Genomic DNA, 19,407 nt, shown 5'->3' on the forward strand with positions numbered 1-19,407 from the left:
CAATTTTTTCTTTCTTTAATTCTTTTCAAAATCATGTATTTGTCTTAATAAAATTTTAAATTTGTAAGAATGCATTCTTAAAAGCTTTTTAATGAATAGTTTAAAAATCAAATTTATCTGGTTTGTTTTTTTTATTTCGCCATTTTGCTATTCGCAAAATGACAGTACTTCCGTGCAAAGCAAAGATATTTTAGATGTCATTCGAAAGATCTTCAAAAAGAATGATTCCATAAACAGCCAAAAAGATAGAAAATTAGCATTTTCGTTATTGCCTGTTCCTGTGGGAGCTAACAATTCAAATGGATTAGTAGTTTCTTTTTTAACTACTTTTTATTTAGGTGAAGATCATGAAACGACCAACATGTCACAGGTTTCGTTTTCTCCTTACTTTAGTTTCAGCAAGCAATATGTGTTCCCAATTCAGTCGTATATTTATACAAAAGACAATAAATGGAATTTTATTGGTGATTACCGTTATCTGATATATCCACAGCTTACTTACGGCTTAGGCGATCATAATACAAAAGAGGAAATGTCGACCTTAGATTATCAACAATGGCGTTTCTATCAATTTATTACACGGAAAGTAGTAGGTAATTACCGATTGGGGGTTGGTTTTCTATATGATAATTATCAAAATATATCTGAAGAATCCTATATCGATGAAGAAACCGATTACGTAAAATACATGAATGGAGATTTTTCAAATGAAACTTCTTTTGGTTTTGCTATTCAGGGTTTGTATGATTCCAGAAAAAATATCGTTAATCCGGAAGGAGGGCTTTATGTTGAAGCCGATTTGAGAATAAATACAAGTGGTGTTGACGGAAATAAATGGCAATCTTTATATTTTGATGCCCGAAAATACCATTCTTTCAGTACAACAAAACATCGCGTTTGGGCTTCTCGGGCTTTTTATTGGTCAACTTTTGGAGGTAAACCCCATTATCTTGATTTACCAAGCATCGGTTGGGATCGTGATGGAAAAACGGGGCGCGGTTTTACTAAAAACAGATATCGTAGTAATGCACTGATTTATTTAGAAACGGAATATAGAACGGATATTACCAGAAATGGTTTTTTTGGAGCCGTCTTTTTCGGTAATATTTCATCAGTTTCACAGTTGGATACCTATAAATTTGATAAATGGCATCCGGCTGTCGGAACCGGAATTCGTATTAAATGGAACAAAAAGAACAACAGTAATCTTGCCCTGGATTACGGAATCAGTAAAAACGATTGGTCATTACGATTGGGATTAACAGAAAATTTCTAACTTTCCAAAAAATCAACAGTTCAATTTTTCATGCAATTATCGGTAATTATCCTTAATTATAATGTACGTTACTTTCTGGAACAATGCGTTTTGAGTGTTCAGGAGGCACTTAGTACGCTTGATGCCGAAATTATTGTCATTGATAATAATTCGACAGATGATAGCTGTCTGATGATGCAGGAACGCTTTCCATCTGTAAAATTGATTCAAAATAAAGAGAATTTCGGATTCCCTAAAGGAAATAATATTGGAGTTTCTGAAGCCAAAGGAAAATACATTTGCATTTTAAATCCGGATACCGTTGTTGCAGAAGATACTTTTATTAAAATTTGGGCTTTCGCCGAAAAGCAAAAAAATCCTGGAATCATAGGTTGTAAATTGATTGACGGAACCGGAAGTTTTCTGCCAGAAAGCAAACGCGGAATTCCAACGCCCTGGGTCGCTTTTACAAAAGTCTTTGGTTTGTATAAACTTTTTCCAAAATGGAAATTATTCAATCAATATTATGCCCTGCATATAAATGAAAATGAAACCGGAAAAGTAGCAATTTTGGTTGGCGCCTTTATGTTTATGCAACGCGATTTATATCATGAACTTGATGGTTTTGATGAAAACTGTTTTATGTATGCAGATGATATTGATTTGTCGTATCGCGCATTGCAAAAACAAAAAACAAATTATTATTTTCCTGAAACGACCGTTTTGCATTATAAAGGAGAAAGTACGGTTAAGGACGAGAAATACATGAATCGTTTTCAGGAAGCCATGACGTTCTTTTATCAAAAGCATTTTAAGAAATCCTGGTTTTTTACCTTTTTTATTAAAATTGGAATTATACTTTTTTCCTTTATCAAAATGTTTCAGGGAAAACCAAAAGTAAAAGGGACGCCTGAAAGTTATATTTTTTACTCTTCAAATAGAATTTTGTCTGAAAAATTACCTTCTATTTTAAAAAATAAAGTACTCTTTTTCGATTTCAAAAAAGAAAAAATGGTAAATTCGTCCCTTGTTTTAGGGGCTGGTAAGACAGAGATAATTTTGGATAATCAGTATGTTTCATTCAAAAAATGTATCAAAATCATAGAAACTCTTAAAGATAAGAACATTACTTTTAAGATTTTCCCCAAAAACACCAATTTTATTATTGGAAGCAATTCGCGAAATGACAGGGGGCAAATTATAAAAATAGAGTAAAAAATTATATTAAATGTAATTTATATTTAAAATATTCAGTAATTTCGCAATCGGAAAATCAAAATCACCCTTGAGGTTAACAATATGGCAAGATTTGAATTAAAGCTTCCTAAAATGGGAGAAAGTGTCGCTGAAGCAACTATTACCAACTGGTTGAAAGAAGTAGGAGACAAAATTGAAGCTGACGAGGCTGTACTGGAAATTGCAACTGACAAAGTTGACAGTGAAGTACCAAGCGAAGTGTCGGGAATCTTAGTTGAACAATTATTTGGTAAAGATGATTTGGTTCAGGTGGGACAAACTATTGCGATTATTGAGACTGAAGGTGACGCTCCGACTGCTGTTGCAGTTGAGGAAACAAATGTTCCGGCTGAAGTTGCAGCTATCGAAAAAACAATAGAAACAGCTCAGGAAACTGTAGCAGCTCCACAAGATTTTTCAGGATCTGACAAGTTCTTTTCTCCATTGGTGAAAAATATTGCGAAAGAAGAAGGAATTTCGATTGCAGAATTGGATAGTATTCAGGGTTCAGGAAAAGATGGACGTGTTACAAAAGAAGATATTTTAAAATATATAGAAGATCGTAAAACTGGTGTAGTAATTCCTAAGAGTGCTCCAGTTGAGACTGTGACTGCGACTCCGGCTGCTCAAAAAGTGGCTGAACCAGTAGTTCAAAAAAGTCAGCAAGCTGTCCCGGTTTCTGTAAATGGAGGGGATGAAATCATTGAAATGGACAGAATGCGTAAACTGATTTCAGGATACATGGTAGCCTCTGTGCAAACTTCGGCGCACGTTCAGTCCTTTATTGAAGTTGATGTGACAAACATTGTAAAATGGAGAGAGAAAGTTAAAACGGCTTTCGAAAAAAGAGAAGGTGAGAAACTGACTTTTACGCCAATTATGATGGAAGCAGTTGCAAAAGCATTAAAAGATTTCCCTGGAATGAACATTTCTGTTGATGGTGATTATATTATCAAAAAGAAAAATATAAATTTAGGAATGGCAGCAGCCTTGCCAAACGGAAACTTAATTGTACCTGTAATTAAAAATGCAGATCAGTTAAACCTTGTGGGAATGGCCAAAGCGGTGAACGATTTAGGAAACCGTGCAAAAACAGGAAAATTGAAACCAGACGATACACAAGGAGGGACTTATACTGTAACAAATGTGGGTACTTTTGGAAGTGTTTTCGGAACGCCAATTATTAATCAGCCTCAGGTTGGAATCTTGGCTCTTGGTGCAATTCGTAAAGTACCGGCAGTTATTGAAACTCCGGAAGGTGATTTCATCGGGATTCGTCAAAAAATGTTCTTGTCACATTCTTATGACCACAGGGTTGTAGATGGTGCTTTAGGAGGAAGTTTTGTGAAAAGAGTAGCAGAGTATTTAGAAGCTTTTGATGTCGATAGAGATTTCTAAATCAATTAATAAATAAAATAAAACCCGGAAAAATTTTAAATTTTTCCGGGTTTTTTCGTTTTGATAAAAAATCAGCTTAATTTAAATAAAGTGGGTAAAAGAACCTTTTTGTAAATTGAAACGTCCTTTTTAACTAAAAAAAATAAAAAATAAGAGAGGGAAATTCGGCTTTAAAAATTACATTTGTAATCTTATAAAAACTAAAAATGGAACTGAAACTCAACAAACCAATCTGCTTTTTTGATCTTGAAACAACCGGAATAGACATCGGAAAAGATCGAATCGTAGAGATTTCAATATTCAAAGTTTTTCCAAACGGAAATAAAGAAAGTAAAACCTGGTTGGTTAATCCGACAATTCCAATTCCACCACAAACAACAGCTGTACATGGTATCACAGATGAAAAAGTAGCCAACGAGCCTACTTTTAATGAGCTGGCACCACAAATTCATAGCATGATAAAAGATAGCGATTTGGGTGGTTTTAACTCAGATCGTTTTGATATTCCGTTATTGGCGGAAGAATTATTGCGTGCCGGAGTTGATTTTGATATGAAAAACAAAGTTTCGGTAGATGTGCAGACTATTTTTCATAAAATGGAAGAGCGTACTTTGAGTGCAGCTCTGAAATTTTACTGTGGAAAAAGTTTGGAGAATGCCCATTCTGCAGAAGCGGATACGATGGCAACTTACGAAATTCTAAAAGCACAATTAGACCGTTATCCGGATTTAGAAAATGATATGAAATCATTGTCTGAATTCACAACCCGTAAAAAAATTGCTGATTTTGCCGGAATGATTGCTTTTGATGCAGACAACGAAGAGGTTTTTACCTTCGGAAAACACAAAGGTGTAAAAGTAGATAAAGTGCTGGAAACAGAGCCGGGGTATTTCAGCTGGATTCAAAATGCTGATTTTCCGTTATATACAAAAAAGGTTTTGACAGCGATTAAATTAAGAAAGTTAAATACGAAATAAGTTTTCAGTCCCAGTCTCAGTTTTCAGTTCACAACTGCGACTGCGACTGCGACTGAAAACTGAATACTAAAAAAATGAAGATTATCTGTATCGGTAGAAATTATACCAATCATATCGAAGAATTAAAGAACGAACGTCCAACGGAGCCGGTAATATTTATGAAACCGGATTCGGCGGTTTTGTTGAAACAACACCCGTTTGTAATTCCTGAATTTTCTGAGGAAATTCATCATGAAATTGAAATTATTGTAAAAATTAATAAAGTAGGAAAGTATATCGAGCCTAAATTCGCACATAAGTATTATGACGAAATTAGTGTGGGTATTGATTTTACTGCCAGGGATTTACAGGATAAATTAAAAGCAAAAGGATTACCTTGGGAAAAAGCGAAAGCATTTGATGGTTCTGCTGTTATAGGAGATTTTTTGCCAAAAACCGATTTTGTTTCGATGGAAAATCTTAGTTTTGAGTTAACAAATAATTCTCAGACCGTTCAAAAAGGTAATACAGCGCTTATGCTCTGGAAAATTGATGAGCTTATTGCGTATGTTTCGCAATATTTTACGCTTAAAATTGGAGATATTATTTTTACAGGGACACCTGCAGGAGTGGCGTCAGTTAAACCAAATGATGTTTTGGAAGGCTTTTTAGAAGATAAAAAATTATTTAGAATACAGGTAAAGTAATGGCTTTAAAATACAACCTTTCGAAAGTATATGCACTTTCAGATAATGATCCGGAATTTGTAAATGAAATTCTTAAATTATTTGTTACCGAAGTTCCTGAGGATTTAAAACAAATCAAAGAAGGAATTAAAAAGAAGGATCATAAATATGCGTATGCTTATGCGCATAAAATAAAACCTACTTTAGATTTAATTGGTCTAAATGTGGCTTTTGAAGAGATTTTGCAGGTAGAAGCCTGGACAAAGGCAGAAGGTAAGAAGAAAGAAATTATCGAAACTTTCAAAAGCATAAAAATACAGGTTAAAGAAGCGATTAAAGAAATCAAAAAAGACTTTGACGTATAATTGGGCATGTCCCTATTTTTGCCCTTTTTAAATTAGGTCAAAAATAGCGTCGGGTCATTTATTGTATTTCCGATTAGCAAAAACTACGGCAAAAAAAGCTACCGTCTGTATATAATTATAAAAACAAACACGAATTCCACTAATTGTCACTAATTTTCGTTCGTGAAATTAATTTCGCAAACTAAGCTGACTATTAAAAATGGTGCAAATTGGTGCAATTTGTGTTTAAAATTGATTTATAATGCATGTGTGCAGACGGTAGGAAGAAAAAGCCTCGTTTTTCTAAATCGAGATGCCGTTGCTACTCCTTACTCAAATCGTTCCGGCAACAACCTACTTTCTAATAATGACTTACGATCTTGTAAGTAAAAAAAATACATTTATATGAAAGCAACTATAATTACAATTGGAGATGAAATTCTAATTGGTCAAATCGTTGATACTAATTCCGGCTTTATTGCCAAATCACTGGATAGAATTGGAGTCGAAATACATGAAATGATTTCGATAAGTGATGATAAGAAACACATTCTGGATACTTTTGCGCAATTGCAAAACAAAGTAGATGTTGTGATTATTACCGGAGGATTAGGTCCTACAAAAGATGATGTAACCAAAAAAACGTTCTGCGAATATTTCGATGACGAGCTGGTTGTGAATCCGGAAGTTTTGGCACACGTGACTCAATTGATAGAAGGTTTTTATAAGCGACCTATTTCGCAACTGAATAAAGATCAGGCTTTAGTGCCGTCAACTTGTACGGTATTGCACAATCAGGTTGGTACCGCACCCGGAATGTGGATGAAGAAAGAAAATACTGTTTTTATTTCGCTTCCCGGAGTTCCTTATGAAATGAAATATTTGGTTGAAGAAGAAATAATTCCGAAAATCGTACGCGAATACAAACGTCCGTATATTATTCATAAAACCATTTTAACGTATGGACAAGGTGAGAGTATGGTGGCAGAGCGTATTGAAGACTGGGAGAATAATTTGCCGGATTTTATCAAATTGGCTTACTTGCCAAATCCGGGAAGAGTACGTTTGCGATTAACCGGGAGAGGAACGAATAAGGAAGAATTAGAAGCGGCAATTGAAGAAAATGTGAAATCTTTAGATGCGATAATTCATGATATTATAGTTGGTTACGAAGAAAATGAAACAATCGAAACTGTAATTGGAAAAATATTGACGAAACAAAATAAGACAATTTCAACCGCAGAAAGTTTTACTGGTGGCAAAATTGCATCGCTTTTATCGGCTGTTCCGGGAGCTTCAAATTATTTCAAAGGAAGCGTGGTTTCGTATGCTACAGAGGTAAAGGTTAATGTTCTCGGTGTCTCGCAAGCAGTAGTAGATCAATATTCGGTCGTTAGTGCTGAGGTTGCCTCGGCTATGGCTTTGAATGTGAAAGAGATGCTTAAAACAGACTATGCAATCGCGACAACTGGTAACGCCGGACCATCAAAAGGAGATTCAAATGCTGAAATTGGAGCTGTTTTTATCGCTTTGGCTACCCCGACTGACATAATTGTGGAAGAATTTAACTTTGGCCAACCACGTGAAAAAGTGATAGATAGAGCGACGATTAAGAGTTTAGAAATATTACAGAAAGAAATTTTAAAAAATGTGCACTAATTTTTTGCTACAATGGTTTATTTTTCTTTTCTTTGCACCCTGATTTTGAATAACGATAAAAGATAAGTATAATGTCAAGAGTTTGTGACCTTACAGGTAAAAGAGCGATGGTAGGAAATAACGTTTCTCACGCTATGAACAAAACTAAGAGAAAGTTTTCTGTAAACTTAGTTAAAAAGCGTTTTTATCTTCCAGAAGAAGATAGATGGATTACTCTTAGAGTAGCAGCATCTACGATAAAAACAATTAATAAAAATGGAATTTCTGCAGTTTTGAAAAAAGCGCAGTCAGAAGGATTTATCAAATAATCTTTTCCTAAATAAATATATAGCAAGATGGCAAAGAAAGGTAATAGAATCCAGGTAATTTTAGAATGTACTGAGCACAAGACTTCTGGTGTTCCAGGAACTTCTAGATACATTACAACTAAGAACAAAAAGAATACTCCGGATAGATTAGAGATTAAAAAATTTAATCCAATCTTGAAACGCGTAACTGTTCACAAAGAAATTAAGTAATAATTAGAGATTTTTGTAAATCTCAATGGTTTTGCCATTAGAGTTTTATAAAAGCTTCAAATAACATTTGAATCATGGCAAAGAAAACCGTAGCATCGTTACAAACATCTTCTAAGAGATTATCAAAAGCCATCAAAATGGTGAAATCTCCTAAAACTGGTGCATATACATTCGTAGAATCTATTATGGCTCCTGAAGAAGTTGATACTTTCTTGAAAAAGAAATAATAACAATCACATTATATAGAAAAGCTACTTTCATTCGGAAGTAGCTTTTTTATTTTTTATATTTGTCTAAAATTTAAAGAAGACTGCCTAATTTTAGCTTTCTTTAAATATTAAAGATTATTTAGATGGTAAAATCATATAATCTAAAAAACTAACAACCTATAAAAAATGAGTTTTTTTAAAAAATTATTCTCCACTGATAAAAAAGAGACTTTAGACAAAGGTCTTGAAAAATCAAAAACTACTTTTTTCTCAAAGTTAAGTAAAGCCGTTGCCGGAAAATCAAAAGTCGATGACGATGTTTTGGATAATCTGGAAGAAATTCTTGTGGCATCAGATGTTGGTGTAAATACAACTTTAAAAATTATCTCAAGAATTGAAAAACGTGTTGCTGAAGATAAATATTTAGGAACCGATGAATTGAACCAGATTCTTCGTGATGAAATAGGTGCTTTATTGTCTGAAACCAATAGAGGAGAAGCAACTGAATTTGAAATTCCGAAAGATAAAAAGCCCTATGTTTTAATGGTGGTGGGTGTTAATGGGGTTGGTAAAACAACTACTATTGGTAAACTGGCTTATCAGTTTAAAAAAGCAGGTTATAAAGTGGTTTTAGGTGCTGCTGATACGTTTCGTGCCGCTGCAATCGATCAGTTACAAGTTTGGGCAGATCGTGTTGATGTGCCAATCGTAAGACAAAATATGGGTAGTGATCCTGCATCTGTAGCTTTTGATACTTTACAGTCTGCCGTTGCTCAAGATGCCGATGTGGTTATTATTGATACCGCAGGTCGTTTGCACAATAAAATCAATTTGATGAACGAGTTGACTAAAGTAAAACGAGTAATGCAAAAAGTGGTTGCTGATGCTCCTCACGATGTTCTTTTGGTTTTAGATGGTTCAACTGGTCAAAATGCTTTTGAGCAGGCAAAACAGTTTACAGCTGCAACTGAAGTAACTTCATTGGCCGTAACTAAATTAGACGGAACTGCAAAAGGCGGGGTTGTGATTGGTATTTCAGATCAGTTTCAGATTCCGGTAAAATATATTGGAATTGGAGAAGGAATTGAAGACTTGCAAGTCTTTAATAAATACGAATTTGTAGATAGTTTTTTCAAATAATATTTTAGATAATTCAATGAGTTTTTCTTCTTTAAAGAATATAACGCCTGTTACTTTTTATTTCGCAAGTGTGGTGTGTTTTGTTTTAGCGAATGTGCTAAAAGATAAAAGTCTTTCCTTTTATTATATTCTATTGGTTCTGGGTTTAGGTTTATTTTTTGCTGGCATGATTAAAAGAATCCGTACTAAGAAATAAGTATTACTATGAAGTGCTATTTTCTTATTCTGTTTGTCTGTTTAATTTCTTGTACAAATAGGAATAATGAAAATAGTCTGAAAAAAACAGCAATTCAAAAAGTTATTGTACTTCAGCCTTTGGGTGATTTTAAATCTGAACAAGCAAATAAAGTGCTTTCTGAAATCAGGACTGTTAATCCAAATGTGGTTTTGAGGGCAACTATTCCTTTTCCTGACAATACCTATTATAGACCCAGAAACAGATATCGCGCTGACAGTATTATTAAAAGTCTTAAAAATAATATTGGAAAAGACTCAGTAATTGTTGGATTGTCACATTCTGATATCAGTACAACTAAAAATGGAATCAAAGATTGGGGTGTAATGGGATTGGGATACCGTCCCGGAAAAGCCTGTGTGGTTTCTGATTTTAGATTGTCTGTAAAAAACAACACTGAACAGTTTTATAAATTAGTTTTACATGAATTGGGTCATACAGCAGGTTTACCTCATTGCAAAGTTAAATCGTGTTTAATGCGTGATGCTAAAGGAGGAAATCATTTGGATGAAGAACATGCTTTCTGTCTCAATTGTAAAATTTTTTTATTGCGAAAAGGCTGGAAATTGGTTTAGACCAATTTTTGAGTAATCTCTCATTAGTACAAAAAATCCTTTTTCTTTTACTGTATTTATATTAACATTTAACGATATAAAGTTAACTTTGTAGTTCACGAAATTTCTTTTGAAAATAGATGCCCTAGCCCTGATGGCAGCGGTATCCTTTTTCTGGCTTCTTTAGCCAGGAAAAGATATAGCGGACAGCAGGATTAGCTCCTCATAAATAGTATTATATGAAAAACAGTTTTATAATTTTGGTTTTGTCGCTTTTGTTTGTAAGCTGTAAAGAGCAAATTAAGCCGGCAGATATTGCTAAGTTGAATGGTTATTGGGAAATTGAAAAAGTAGTTTTTGATGAAGGAGATGTGAAGGATTATGGAATGAATGAAAACTTTGATTTCTTTCAGATTAAAGGAACTAAAGGAACACGAACGAAGGTTATGGCGCAGCTTGACGGCACTTTTTTGACCACAAATACATTCGAAAATGTTTCGGTTCGATTTACAGATAAAGGAACTTTTTTGGATTATAAAACAGATTATGCGAAATGGAGTGAGGAATTAATTTCAGTTTCGGACAAAGAGTTTGTTGTTAAAAACGAACAGCAAAAAGAATATCATTATAAAAAAACAGCACCAATAAATATTTTAAACGATGGCAAAAAGACTAAATAGTCAAAGTACAATTGGGGATGTTTTGAACCAGATTATTCAGGTGAACAAATTACAGCCCGGAATGGATCAGATTGATGTAAAAGAAGCTTGGAGGCAGCTAATGGGAAATGGCGTGAACACGTATACTAAAAACGTTATCTTGAAAGGAAGTACGCTTTATGTTGAACTCGGATCTGCCGTTTTGAGAGAGGAATTGAGTCATGGAAAGTCTAAAATCGTTAAAATGATTAATGAGGAATTAAGACGTGAAGTGGTGACGGACGTGGTACTTAGATAGTTTTCAGTCTCAGTTTTCAGAGTTAGATCGAGCTAAATTGCAATATAAAAAAATCCCGTTTCAATTTGAAACGGGATTTTTTTGTAAGGTTTACTGTCACCGAAAACTGTGACTGCAAACTAAATACTAGAACTGCTCTCTTCCGGCAAAGTGGAATGCACCTTCGATAGCTGCATTTTCGTCGCTATCAGAACCGTGAACTGCATTTTCTCCGATAGAAGTTGCGTATGCTTTACGAATAGTTCCTTCAGCAGCTTCAGCTGGATTTGTAGCTCCAATTAAAGTTCTGAAATCTTCTACTGCGTTATCTTTTTCTAAAATAGCAGCAACAATTGGTCCGCGTGACATAAATTCAACTAATTCTCCGTAGAAAGGTCTTGCAGCGTGTACAGCGTAAAAAGCCTGAGCGTCTGCTACAGTTAATTGAGTTAATTTTAATGAAACGATTTTGAAACCTCCGTTAGTAATCATTGCTAAGATGTTCCCGATGTGTCCGTTTGCAACAGCATCCGGTTTAATCATTGTAAAAGTTCTATTTGTTGCCATTTTATTGCTTATTTTTAATTTTGTGCAAAAGTATACTTTTTTTATGAATTGATTTTAATAAATTCATAATTAAAACATCATGGAATGATTTTATGGTAAAGAAAACTGTAAAAAGTAAGTTGTAAAAAGTAAGTTGTAAAATGTAAAATGTAAAATATTGACATTAAATGTCTTTTTAAATAAGAAAGACGCACTGCTGTGCGTCTCTACTTTTATGGTGAGATAATATTTTAAACTTTGAAAATGAGTTTCTTTTTGTAGAATATCCATAATATAAAGGTCCAGATTGCAACATATACTAATGCTCCGGCAAAAGAAGCGGTCATTGGATTATTGAAAAATGGTGCTATTCCGAAGCTGTATAAATAATCTAAAAGATTGATCTTTTCAGTTGGATGATGCGGATTTTGAAATTCGATCATCACTAATGCCTGCGGAATAATTTCGGAAGCAAAAAATACAATCATTGGATTTACTCCCCAAATTAAAAAGAGTTTGAATCCTTTTTTATAATCTGCTATATCTATCACATAATATAATATTGCTAAAACGGTAGTGGCTAATCCTGTTGTGTATAAAACATAACTGCTTGTCCAGAGTGATTTATTAATTGGAAAAAGAATACTCCAAAGTAGTCCACCAATAATTAGTGCCACACCTATTACAGCCATTTTTTGAACTTTTTGAGTTTTGCCCAGTCCTTGTAATAGGATTTGGCCAATTAATAAACCGACAATTCCGTTTACGACTGATGGAATAGTGCTTAATATTCCTTCGGGATCCCATGTAATTGTTTCGTGGTACATGTGTCCTTTTAACAAAATGCTGTCTATCCAGGACGCTAAATTAGTTCCTTTTTCGAGATTTGCAGCTCCAATTCCAGGAATCGGTATTAAGGTCATTGCGGCCCAATATCCTAATAATAAAACTACTCCGGTTATAATTTGTTTTTTTTGGGTAGTCTTTAAATACAAGAGGGAAACGACAAAATAGACAATAGCAATTCGTTGTAAAACTCCCGGTAAACGGACATCATGATAGGCTTGGATACCACTATATGCTAAAAAAAGATAAATAAACAGTATTGAAAAGGCTAGGATATTTTTGACTTTCGAACTAAAACTCCCCATTAAAGCATAACCAACTGCAATTGTAATAGCTAAGCGGCCAATTAAAAGTGGAATTCCGTCAAGTCCAAAAAGCTGTATTTTGGCAAAGAAATTAAAGAATATTCCAAGGCAGAACATTCGTAAAGACCGGACCAATATTTTGTTGAAAGTAGTTTTTTCCCAGGTTTTAGTTGGCATTGCAAGAGGAACTGCAACTCCCATAATAAAGATAAAAAACGGAAAAACTAAATCGGTTGGCGTACAGCCATTCCATTGTGAATGTAAAAGTGGTGGAAAAACATTGCCCCAGTCTCCGGGGTTGTTTACAATAGTCATTAATAAAATGGTTAATCCTCTGAAGACATCTAGTGAAATCAAGCGCTCTCTGGTCATAGTTTTTGGTAATAGATTAATTTTTGTTTTTAAAGGTTACTATTTGGTTTAGAGAGGCAATAATTTCAGAAGAGGCGGTTATTTATTCTGAAAGATTATTACTTTGTTGTTTTGTTTGCCACGAATTGCACTAATTTTCACGAATGTAAAACCTAAAAGAAAAGCAGTATGCTTTTCTTTAAAATTAGTGCTAATTCGTGTAATTTGTGGTAAACTTTTTTAAATCGTTATTATGTTAAAATTGTTTTCTAGTGGTTTTAATTTTTGAATCAAAACCGGAATCAATTGATCTCCTTTTTCTAAATAAAATTCCGAAAAATTGGTTTGACGTTCCTGCAAACTTTGATTTGGGAATAACTCAAATTGTAAATCAGTTACCCGTTGTAATTCGTTGTCCAGTTTTCGTTTTTGTGCTTTTAATAGTCTTTTTTCAAGGTTTTCTAATCCTTTTTTCTGTTTTACTTCCTGTGCTTTTACAGCTCCGGTAAATGATTTATCGGTTTGTTGTGCGAGTTGATAAAGATATTCAAATTGTTTTTCTAATGTTTCTTTTTGAGGAGTTAAATCAATTGGAAAAGCAGATAATTTATGCGTAATCGAATTAACTAAGTTAGCAGGTTTTGTAAATAAGTCGGCCCAGCTTAAACCTAATTTATCAGCTTTTTTAGCTTGTTTTTCGGTGTTTAAAAGCACTGAATTACGAACCAAAAGCATCGGAAAAGTAATATTTACAGCATCGAAAAATGATTTTAATTCTAACCAATATGCAATTTCTCCACCTCCACCAATGTAACATAAATTCGGCAGAATAATTTCCTGATATAACGGACGCATGATGACATTGGGACTAAATTTCTCCGGATTACTTTCTAATAATTTGAAAATTTCTTCTTTAGAAAAGGATATTTTAGTATTGTTAACGTAGTATTTATCATCCTCAAAAATGATTCTTTCTCTTACATCATCTTCAATATAAAATAAATTGATTTCGCGTGGATTTACCTGAACGGTGTAATCTCCGAATTTCGATATAGTTTCCTGGACGGCTTTGAAGGATGTTTGTTGTTCTAATTCTTCTCTTACAAAAGGAATAAAAGCACGCTTTAAGTCGGCGTCATCGGCGTCTAAAATTACTAAACCATAATTAGCAAATAATCGATCTGCTAAAAAACGAGTCGCATCGGCTAGATTTTCATGCTTTAAGTAGGCTTCTTCAAATAGTTTTTTTAGAACACTGGCATTTGTGCTTGATCCTAATTCCAGAGAATAAATTTCAAAAAATTCAGCTAAACCTTCAGTTGAAAGTCTTCCTACCGGACCTGTACTTTCTTTGTTCCAACGGAATTTCTTTCCTTTAAAATTAAAATAATTTATTTCTTCAAAATCGTGATCTTCTGTCGCCATCCAGTAAACAGGGACAAAATTATGTGCCGGGTATTTCGACTTTAATTCTTTTGTTAAATTAATAGTGGAAATAATTTTATATAAAAAATACAACGGACCACTAAATAAATTTAATTGATGTCCGGTTGTAATCGTAAAAGTAGTGGGATGGGCTAAAAGTTCAATATTTTGTTTAGTTGCCTCTGATATTTCGATATTTTGATATTGCTTTTTTAGTGTTTCGACTAAAGGAATTCGGTTTGCGTTATCAAAATTAGCCTGTTTTTCAGCTATTTGCTTTTCAAAATTTTCCAAAGTAGGAAAATGATTGTATAAGGAGTGTAATTCGGGTTTTTGATCTAAATAATCGTGTATCAATTTAGAGAAATATCCTGAGGTTTGGTAGCTGATACAGTCGGTGGGCATAATTATAGATTTATTTTTGATAGCTGTAAATTTAATGAAAATATATACTTAAAACTGTTTTTAACGAATGCTTAAGATTTGATTTTTAGTTTTTGATTTAAAATAGTTAAAATCAGTATTTTATTCTTGGTTTTCGAATAAATTGAAGAAAGAATATTTTGTTAAAAACTAACACAACAGATTTTGGTTTTTTGTTAAAATTGTGAGAGTAATCTAAAAGTGTTGTCTGCAAATGTGTGTTTTTAATAATGAAACTATATTTTTGCAGACAAATGTTTGTTGTGTTAAACGAGTCGATTCATTTTTGCAACAGCATATTTTTAAAAAAAAAACTATATCAAATACAATGAAAAATAACCCAAATCAGGAGAATTCTCTTCGCCATGTTCTTTTTGGTTCGTTAATTGGAACCACAATTGAATTTTTTGATTTTTATATTTACGCCAATGCAGCAGTATTGGTTTTTCCGCAATTATTTTTTCCCGGAGCAAGTAGCACAAATTCAACACTGGAATCGTTAGCTACATTTTCAATTGCCTTTCTTGCCAGACCTTTAGGTTCGGCTGTTTTTGGACATTATGGAGATAAAATTGGTCGTAAAGTTACCTTAGTTGTAGCCTTATTAACTATGGGATTGTCAACAATTGCAATTGGTTTTTTACCCGGATACGCAAGTATTGGAATCGCGGCACCTATTTTATTGATGTTGTGCCGATTTGGACAAGGAGTTGGTTTAGGAGGAGAGTGGGGAGGAGCTGTTTTGTTGGCTATCGAAAATGCACCGCCAAATAAACGTGCCTGGTACGGAATGTTTCCACAATTGGGAGCGCCTATCGGATTGTTACTTTCGGGAGGGACTTTTTTAATCTTAACTGACAGTATGACCAGTGAAGCCTTTATGGATTATGGTTGGCGAATTCCCTTTATAGCGAGTTCACTTCTTGTAATTGTTGGGTTTTATATTCGTTTGAAAATAAGCGAAACACCGGCATTCGAAAATTCGAAGGAGGAGCAAAAGGAGGTTAGAATTCCGTTTTTCACCTTGTTGAAATCTTATAAAAATCAATTAATTTTTGGAACATTATCAGCTGTAACTACTTTTTTGGTGTTTTATTTAATGACTGTTTTTACATTGAGTTGGGCAACTTCTGACTTAGGTTTTACTAAAAGAGATGCTTTATTAATCCAATTACTTTCAGTACTTTTTTTCGCCTTTTTTATCCCAGTTTCGGCTTTGGTTGCAGATAAAATTGGTCGTCGAAAGATATTAATTATCACTACCGCTGCCATAGCTGTTTTCGGGTTTTTCTTTTCGTACTTCCTTAATTCAGGAAATCCGGTTTTGGTAACTGCATTTGTTTGTATGGGAATGTCTTTAATGGGCTTTACTTACGGGCCATTAGGAACTTTCTTGTCAGAGTTATTTCCGACTACAGTGCGTTATTCTGGCGCTTCCTTGACATTTAATTTGGCAGGAATTTTAGGTGCAGCATTTGCTCCAATGATTGCGATTTGGTTAGCAAGTACTTACGGACTAAGTTATGTAGGTTTTTATTTGACTGCTGCCGCTTTAATCTCTTTAGTTTCATTTTTAGTGATTTCTAAGAAAGTGCATCAGTTTTAAAAATATTTCGTAGACTAAAAAGCCTTTTGAAATTCATTTCAAAAGGCTTTTTTATTTATGACAAACTTGAAATCTTTTCCTGAAAAGTCCCCAAATATCTCGTATTTTTGCAAAAATAATTCCTTTTGAAAACAAAACTCTTCATCATAACGCCTCCTTTTACACAGCTGAACACGCCATATCCGGCGACAGCCTATATAAAAGGATTTCTAAATACCAAAAATATTGAATCTGCTCAGGCGGATTTGGGTATTGATGTGATTTTGGAATTGTTTTCGAAGAAAGGTTTGATAGATTTGTTTGAGGTTTCAGGTTTCAAGTTTCGAGTTTCAGGTTTTGAAATCTCAGATAATTCCAAACGTATTTTTGCTTTACAAGACGAATACATCAAAACCATTGACGCCGTAATTCAGTTTTTGCAGGGAAAAAATCCAACTTTGGCTTTACAAATTTGTCAGGAAGATTTCTTGCCTGAAGCTTCTCGTTTCGCTCAGTTGGAAGAATTAGATTGGGCTTTCGGAACAATGGGAACGCAGGATAAAGCAAAACATCTAGCAACCTTATATCTCGAAGACATTTCAGATTTTATAGTTGAATGTGTCGATGAAAATTTTGGCTTTAGCCGATACGCCGAACGTTTAGGTCGAAGTGCCAATTCTTTTGATGAATTGTATGAGGCTTTACAGCAGGAACCAACTTATATTGATTCAATTTTAATTTCGCTTTTAAAAGCTAAAATTGAAGCGATAAAACCAACATTCTTTTTAATTTCTGTTCCCTTTCCGGGGAATTTATACAGCGCATTTCGTTGTGCCCAATGGGTAAAACAAAATCATCCTGAAATTAAGATTTCTATGGGTGGCGGTTTCCCTAATACCGAATTGCGTTCCCTTTCTGATAAACGTGTTTTTGAATTCTTTGATTTTATCACTTTAGATGATGGGGAAGTTCCAATAGAAGAATTAATATTCAATTTAGAAAATCCAAATTCCAATTCTTATAAGAGAACTTTTCTTTTGGAAAATGGAGAAGTGGTGTACAAAAACAATTCTTTAAAACACGATTATAAACAAGCACAAGTTGGAACTCCGGATTACTCTGATTTGCCTTTAGATAAATACATTTCGGTAATCGAAATCGTGAATCCGATGCACAGAATGTGGAGCGACGGTCGTTGGAACAAACTCACAATGGCGCATGGCTGTTATTGGGGAAAATGTACTTTCTGCGATATTTCATTAGATTATATAAAGGTTTATGAACCTGTAGCTGCCAATTTGTTGTGCGACAGGATGGAGGAAATGATGCTTCAAACTGGGCAAAATGGTTTTCATTTTGTCGATGAAGCGGCACCGCCAGCCTTGATGCGCGCTTTGGCGTTAGAAATTTTACGCCGAAAATTAGCGGTAACCTGGTGGACAAATATTCGTTTTGAAAAAAGCTTTTCTAAAGATTTATGTTTGCTTTTAAAAGCTTCTGGCTGTATTGCCGTTTCGGGCGGTTTAGAAGTTGCTTCAGACCGATTATTAAAATTAATCGACAAAGGCGTTACCGTTGAACAAGTAGCAAAAGTTACCCGGAATTTCACCGAAGCCGGAATTATGGTTCATGCGTATTTAATGTACGGATATCCAACACAAACAATTCAGGAAACAGTTGACAGTCTCGAAATGGTGCGTCAATTATTTGAGGCCGGAATTCTGCAGTCTGGTTTTTGGCATCAATTTGCGATGACGGCTCATAGTCCGGTTGGATTGTATCCGGAGAAATTTGGCGTGACAAAAGCAACAGAAACTATTGGAACTTTTGCCAATAACGATATTGATTATACCGATTCTACTGGAATCAATCACGATAAATTCAGTTTCGGATTAAAAAAATCCCTTTTTAATTTCATGCACGGAATCTGTTTTGATTACGAATTACAAGATTGGTTCGATTTTAAAATTCCAAAAACTAAAATCGATCCCGATTTTATTTTCAATGCACTGGAAGAAGAAAATGATTTTAATACTAAACCCAATGCAAAAGTGGTTTGGCTTGGCGGAAAACCTTCTATAGAACATTTCACAAAATCAAAAAAAGGAAATTCCTGGGAAATGATGAGTTTTACTTTTCACGATAAAAAGGAAAGTTTCAATCTTCAGACCAACAAAAATGAAGGTGAATGGCTAGTTGAAATTTTGAGTAAAATCTCGATTTCAAATGTTAAACATTATACTTTTCAGGAAGTAAAAGCTGATTTCGAAGCGCATTTAGAGGACTTTGAATTGTTTTGGTATTCAAAGCCAGTTAATACTTTACGAGAATTTGGGTTGTTGGTTTTATAATTTATATTTAAGATTTTTCTTATTTTTGTATAAAACGGAATCTTAATAAAACATGCTCTTTCAAGAAGGCTATCACACGTACTACATTTATATTTTAACGAATAAACCTAAAAGTGTTTTCTATACAGGGGTTACTAATAACTTAAGGAAAAGGTTAAGTCAGCATCAGGAGAATATTTCTTCAGGTAATAAGACATTTGCTTCAAAGTATAATGTTAAATTTTTATTGTATTATGAAAGGTTTACCTGGATTCATGAAGCAATTGCTAGAGAAAAGGAAATTAAGGGCTGGAGAAGAGAGAAAAAAATAGAATTAATAAAGACAATTAATCCTGACTTTGAGTTTTTGAATTATTTGTTTGAATAGGATTGGGAGCTAATTATGAAATTACTTGGAGATTAGTCAGTTCACTATTTGAGATCCAGTTTGTCATTCCGACGGAGGAGGA

20 protein-coding genes are annotated in these 19,407 nt (G+C 34.0%); 17 read left to right on the forward strand and 3 right to left on the reverse strand.

The genetic code is table 11. The annotated features are described in order from the left end of the window. Positions 1–91: 91 nt before the first annotated feature. The 14 genes from B0A65_RS16140 (at position 92) to B0A65_RS16210 (ending at position 11,147) form a co-directional block, all read left to right on the forward strand. Positions 92–1,276 (forward strand): BamA/TamA family outer membrane protein, encoded by a 1,185-nt coding sequence (locus tag B0A65_RS16140; protein WP_242670296.1) that lies wholly within the window; start codon positions 92–94, stop codon positions 1,274–1,276. Between the two features lie 30 nt (positions 1,277–1,306). Further along, positions 1,307–2,470 (forward strand): glycosyltransferase family 2 protein, encoded by a 1,164-nt coding sequence (locus B0A65_RS16145; protein WP_074659127.1) that lies wholly within the window; start codon positions 1,307–1,309, stop codon positions 2,468–2,470. Between the two features lie 84 nt (positions 2,471–2,554). Then, positions 2,555–3,889, forward strand: coding sequence for a dihydrolipoamide acetyltransferase family protein (locus tag B0A65_RS16150; RefSeq protein ID WP_074659126.1), 1,335 nt, complete (start codon positions 2,555–2,557; stop codon positions 3,887–3,889). 206 nt (positions 3,890–4,095) lie between these two features. Beyond that, a complete protein-coding gene (locus B0A65_RS16155; protein WP_074659125.1) occupies positions 4,096–4,866 on the forward strand; it encodes a 3'-5' exonuclease in 771 nt (256 codons plus the stop codon). 74 nt (positions 4,867–4,940) lie between these two features. After that, on the forward strand, positions 4,941–5,552 hold the full coding sequence (locus B0A65_RS16160) for a fumarylacetoacetate hydrolase family protein (protein WP_074659124.1): 612 nt from the start codon (positions 4,941–4,943) through the stop codon (positions 5,550–5,552). Then, on the forward strand, positions 5,552–5,896 hold the full coding sequence (locus B0A65_RS16165) for an Hpt domain-containing protein (RefSeq protein WP_026984878.1): 345 nt from the start codon (positions 5,552–5,554) through the stop codon (positions 5,894–5,896). Before B0A65_RS16160 ends, B0A65_RS16165 begins: the two co-directional genes overlap by 1 nt. A 384-nt stretch (positions 5,897–6,280) precedes the next feature. Further along, positions 6,281–7,534 (forward strand): CinA family nicotinamide mononucleotide deamidase-related protein, encoded by a 1,254-nt coding sequence (locus B0A65_RS16170; RefSeq protein ID WP_074659123.1) that lies wholly within the window; start codon positions 6,281–6,283, stop codon positions 7,532–7,534. Positions 7,535–7,605: 71 nt separating this feature from the next. Beyond that, the gene (gene rpmB / locus B0A65_RS16175) at positions 7,606–7,842 is read left to right on the forward strand and encodes a 50S ribosomal protein L28 (protein ID WP_007805815.1); all 237 of its coding nucleotides are present in this window, start codon (positions 7,606–7,608) and stop codon (positions 7,840–7,842) included. A 27-nt stretch (positions 7,843–7,869) separates the two neighbouring features. After that, a complete protein-coding gene (gene rpmG, locus B0A65_RS16180; RefSeq protein ID WP_008253902.1) occupies positions 7,870–8,052 on the forward strand; it encodes a 50S ribosomal protein L33 in 183 nt (60 codons plus the stop codon). 74 nt (positions 8,053–8,126) lie between these two features. Further along, complete coding sequence (locus tag B0A65_RS16185) at positions 8,127–8,279, forward strand: DUF4295 domain-containing protein (protein WP_007805819.1); 153 nt, start codon at positions 8,127–8,129, stop codon at positions 8,277–8,279. 168 nt (positions 8,280–8,447) lie between these two features. Next, positions 8,448–9,401 carry a signal recognition particle-docking protein FtsY gene (gene ftsY, locus B0A65_RS16190; RefSeq protein WP_074659122.1) on the forward strand — a complete coding sequence of 318 codons (954 nt, stop codon included), beginning with the start codon at positions 8,448–8,450 and terminating at the stop codon, positions 9,399–9,401. A gap of 204 nt (positions 9,402–9,605) precedes the next feature. Continuing rightward, entirely contained in the window at positions 9,606–10,211 is a 606-nt protein-coding gene (locus B0A65_RS16200) for a Zn-dependent protease (RefSeq protein ID WP_074659121.1), read from the forward strand. A 218-nt stretch (positions 10,212–10,429) separates the two neighbouring features. Next, on the forward strand, positions 10,430–10,870 hold the full coding sequence (locus B0A65_RS16205) for a hypothetical protein (RefSeq protein ID WP_074659120.1): 441 nt from the start codon (positions 10,430–10,432) through the stop codon (positions 10,868–10,870). Then, positions 10,851–11,147, forward strand: a complete 297-nt coding sequence (locus tag B0A65_RS16210; protein WP_074659119.1) for a DUF721 domain-containing protein — start codon at positions 10,851–10,853, stop codon at positions 11,145–11,147. The genes B0A65_RS16205 and B0A65_RS16210 overlap by 20 nt, the downstream gene beginning before the upstream one ends. A gap of 126 nt (positions 11,148–11,273) precedes the next feature. Here the strand turns inward: B0A65_RS16210 and B0A65_RS16215 are convergent, their stop codons facing one another. The 3 genes from B0A65_RS16215 to bshC form a co-directional block, all read right to left on the reverse strand. Beyond that, positions 11,274–11,693, reverse strand: coding sequence for a nucleoside-diphosphate kinase (locus B0A65_RS16215; RefSeq protein ID WP_026984871.1), 420 nt, complete (start codon positions 11,691–11,693; stop codon positions 11,274–11,276). A 230-nt stretch (positions 11,694–11,923) separates the two neighbouring features. Then, positions 11,924–13,195 carry an acyltransferase family protein gene (locus tag B0A65_RS16220; protein ID WP_074659118.1) on the reverse strand — a complete coding sequence of 424 codons (1,272 nt, stop codon included), beginning with the start codon at positions 13,193–13,195 and terminating at the stop codon, positions 11,924–11,926. 219 nt (positions 13,196–13,414) lie between these two features. Then, complete coding sequence (bshC, locus tag B0A65_RS16225) at positions 13,415–15,004, reverse strand: bacillithiol biosynthesis cysteine-adding enzyme BshC (RefSeq protein ID WP_074659117.1); 1,590 nt, start codon at positions 15,002–15,004, stop codon at positions 13,415–13,417. Positions 15,005–15,350: 346 nt separating this feature from the next. Here bshC and B0A65_RS16230 point away from each other — a divergent pair, with 346 nt between their 5' ends. From B0A65_RS16230 to B0A65_RS16240, 3 genes are all read left to right on the forward strand, one after another. Beyond that, the gene (locus B0A65_RS16230; protein WP_074659242.1) at positions 15,351–16,628 is read left to right on the forward strand and encodes an MFS transporter; all 1,278 of its coding nucleotides are present in this window, start codon (positions 15,351–15,353) and stop codon (positions 16,626–16,628) included. Positions 16,629–16,753: 125 nt separating this feature from the next. Continuing rightward, positions 16,754–18,958, forward strand: a complete 2,205-nt coding sequence (locus B0A65_RS16235; RefSeq protein ID WP_074659116.1) for a B12-binding domain-containing radical SAM protein — start codon at positions 16,754–16,756, stop codon at positions 18,956–18,958. 52 nt (positions 18,959–19,010) lie between these two features. After that, complete coding sequence (locus B0A65_RS16240; protein WP_074659115.1) at positions 19,011–19,325, forward strand: GIY-YIG nuclease family protein; 315 nt, start codon at positions 19,011–19,013, stop codon at positions 19,323–19,325. Positions 19,326–19,407 lie beyond the last annotated feature (82 nt).

This window comes from Flavobacterium frigidimaris, from assembly GCF_002217275.1.
Taxonomy (GTDB): Bacteria; Bacteroidota; Bacteroidia; order Flavobacteriales; family Flavobacteriaceae; genus Flavobacterium; species Flavobacterium aquidurense.

Excerpts from the sequence above, each read along its gene's own strand:
- B0A65_RS16140 (WP_242670296.1), top strand. The coding sequence starts at position 92 with ATGAATAGTTTAAAAATCAAATTTATCTGGTTTGTTTTTTTTATTTCG.
- B0A65_RS16145 (WP_074659127.1), top strand. The coding sequence starts at position 1,307 with ATGCAATTATCGGTAATTATCCTTAATTATAATGTACGTTACTTTCTG.
- B0A65_RS16150 (WP_074659126.1), top strand. The coding sequence starts at position 2,555 with ATGGCAAGATTTGAATTAAAGCTTCCTAAAATGGGAGAAAGTGTCGCT.
- B0A65_RS16155 (WP_074659125.1), top strand. The coding sequence starts at position 4,096 with ATGGAACTGAAACTCAACAAACCAATCTGCTTTTTTGATCTTGAAACA.
- B0A65_RS16160 (WP_074659124.1), top strand. The coding sequence starts at position 4,941 with ATGAAGATTATCTGTATCGGTAGAAATTATACCAATCATATCGAAGAA.
- B0A65_RS16165 (WP_026984878.1), top strand. The coding sequence starts at position 5,552 with ATGGCTTTAAAATACAACCTTTCGAAAGTATATGCACTTTCAGATAAT.
- B0A65_RS16170 (WP_074659123.1), top strand. The coding sequence starts at position 6,281 with ATGAAAGCAACTATAATTACAATTGGAGATGAAATTCTAATTGGTCAA.
- rpmB (WP_007805815.1), top strand. The coding sequence starts at position 7,606 with ATGTCAAGAGTTTGTGACCTTACAGGTAAAAGAGCGATGGTAGGAAAT.
- rpmG (WP_008253902.1), top strand. The coding sequence starts at position 7,870 with ATGGCAAAGAAAGGTAATAGAATCCAGGTAATTTTAGAATGTACTGAG.
- B0A65_RS16185 (WP_007805819.1), top strand. The coding sequence starts at position 8,127 with ATGGCAAAGAAAACCGTAGCATCGTTACAAACATCTTCTAAGAGATTA.
- ftsY (WP_074659122.1), top strand. The coding sequence starts at position 8,448 with ATGAGTTTTTTTAAAAAATTATTCTCCACTGATAAAAAAGAGACTTTA.
- B0A65_RS16200 (WP_074659121.1), top strand. The coding sequence starts at position 9,606 with ATGAAGTGCTATTTTCTTATTCTGTTTGTCTGTTTAATTTCTTGTACA.
- B0A65_RS16205 (WP_074659120.1), top strand. The coding sequence starts at position 10,430 with ATGAAAAACAGTTTTATAATTTTGGTTTTGTCGCTTTTGTTTGTAAGC.
- B0A65_RS16210 (WP_074659119.1), top strand. The coding sequence starts at position 10,851 with ATGGCAAAAAGACTAAATAGTCAAAGTACAATTGGGGATGTTTTGAAC.
- B0A65_RS16215 (WP_026984871.1), bottom strand. The coding sequence starts at position 11,693 with ATGGCAACAAATAGAACTTTTACAATGATTAAACCGGATGCTGTTGCA.
- B0A65_RS16220 (WP_074659118.1), bottom strand. The coding sequence starts at position 13,195 with ATGACCAGAGAGCGCTTGATTTCACTAGATGTCTTCAGAGGATTAACC.
- bshC (WP_074659117.1), bottom strand. The coding sequence starts at position 15,004 with ATGCCCACCGACTGTATCAGCTACCAAACCTCAGGATATTTCTCTAAA.
- B0A65_RS16230 (WP_074659242.1), top strand. The coding sequence starts at position 15,351 with ATGAAAAATAACCCAAATCAGGAGAATTCTCTTCGCCATGTTCTTTTT.
- B0A65_RS16240 (WP_074659115.1), top strand. The coding sequence starts at position 19,011 with ATGCTCTTTCAAGAAGGCTATCACACGTACTACATTTATATTTTAACG.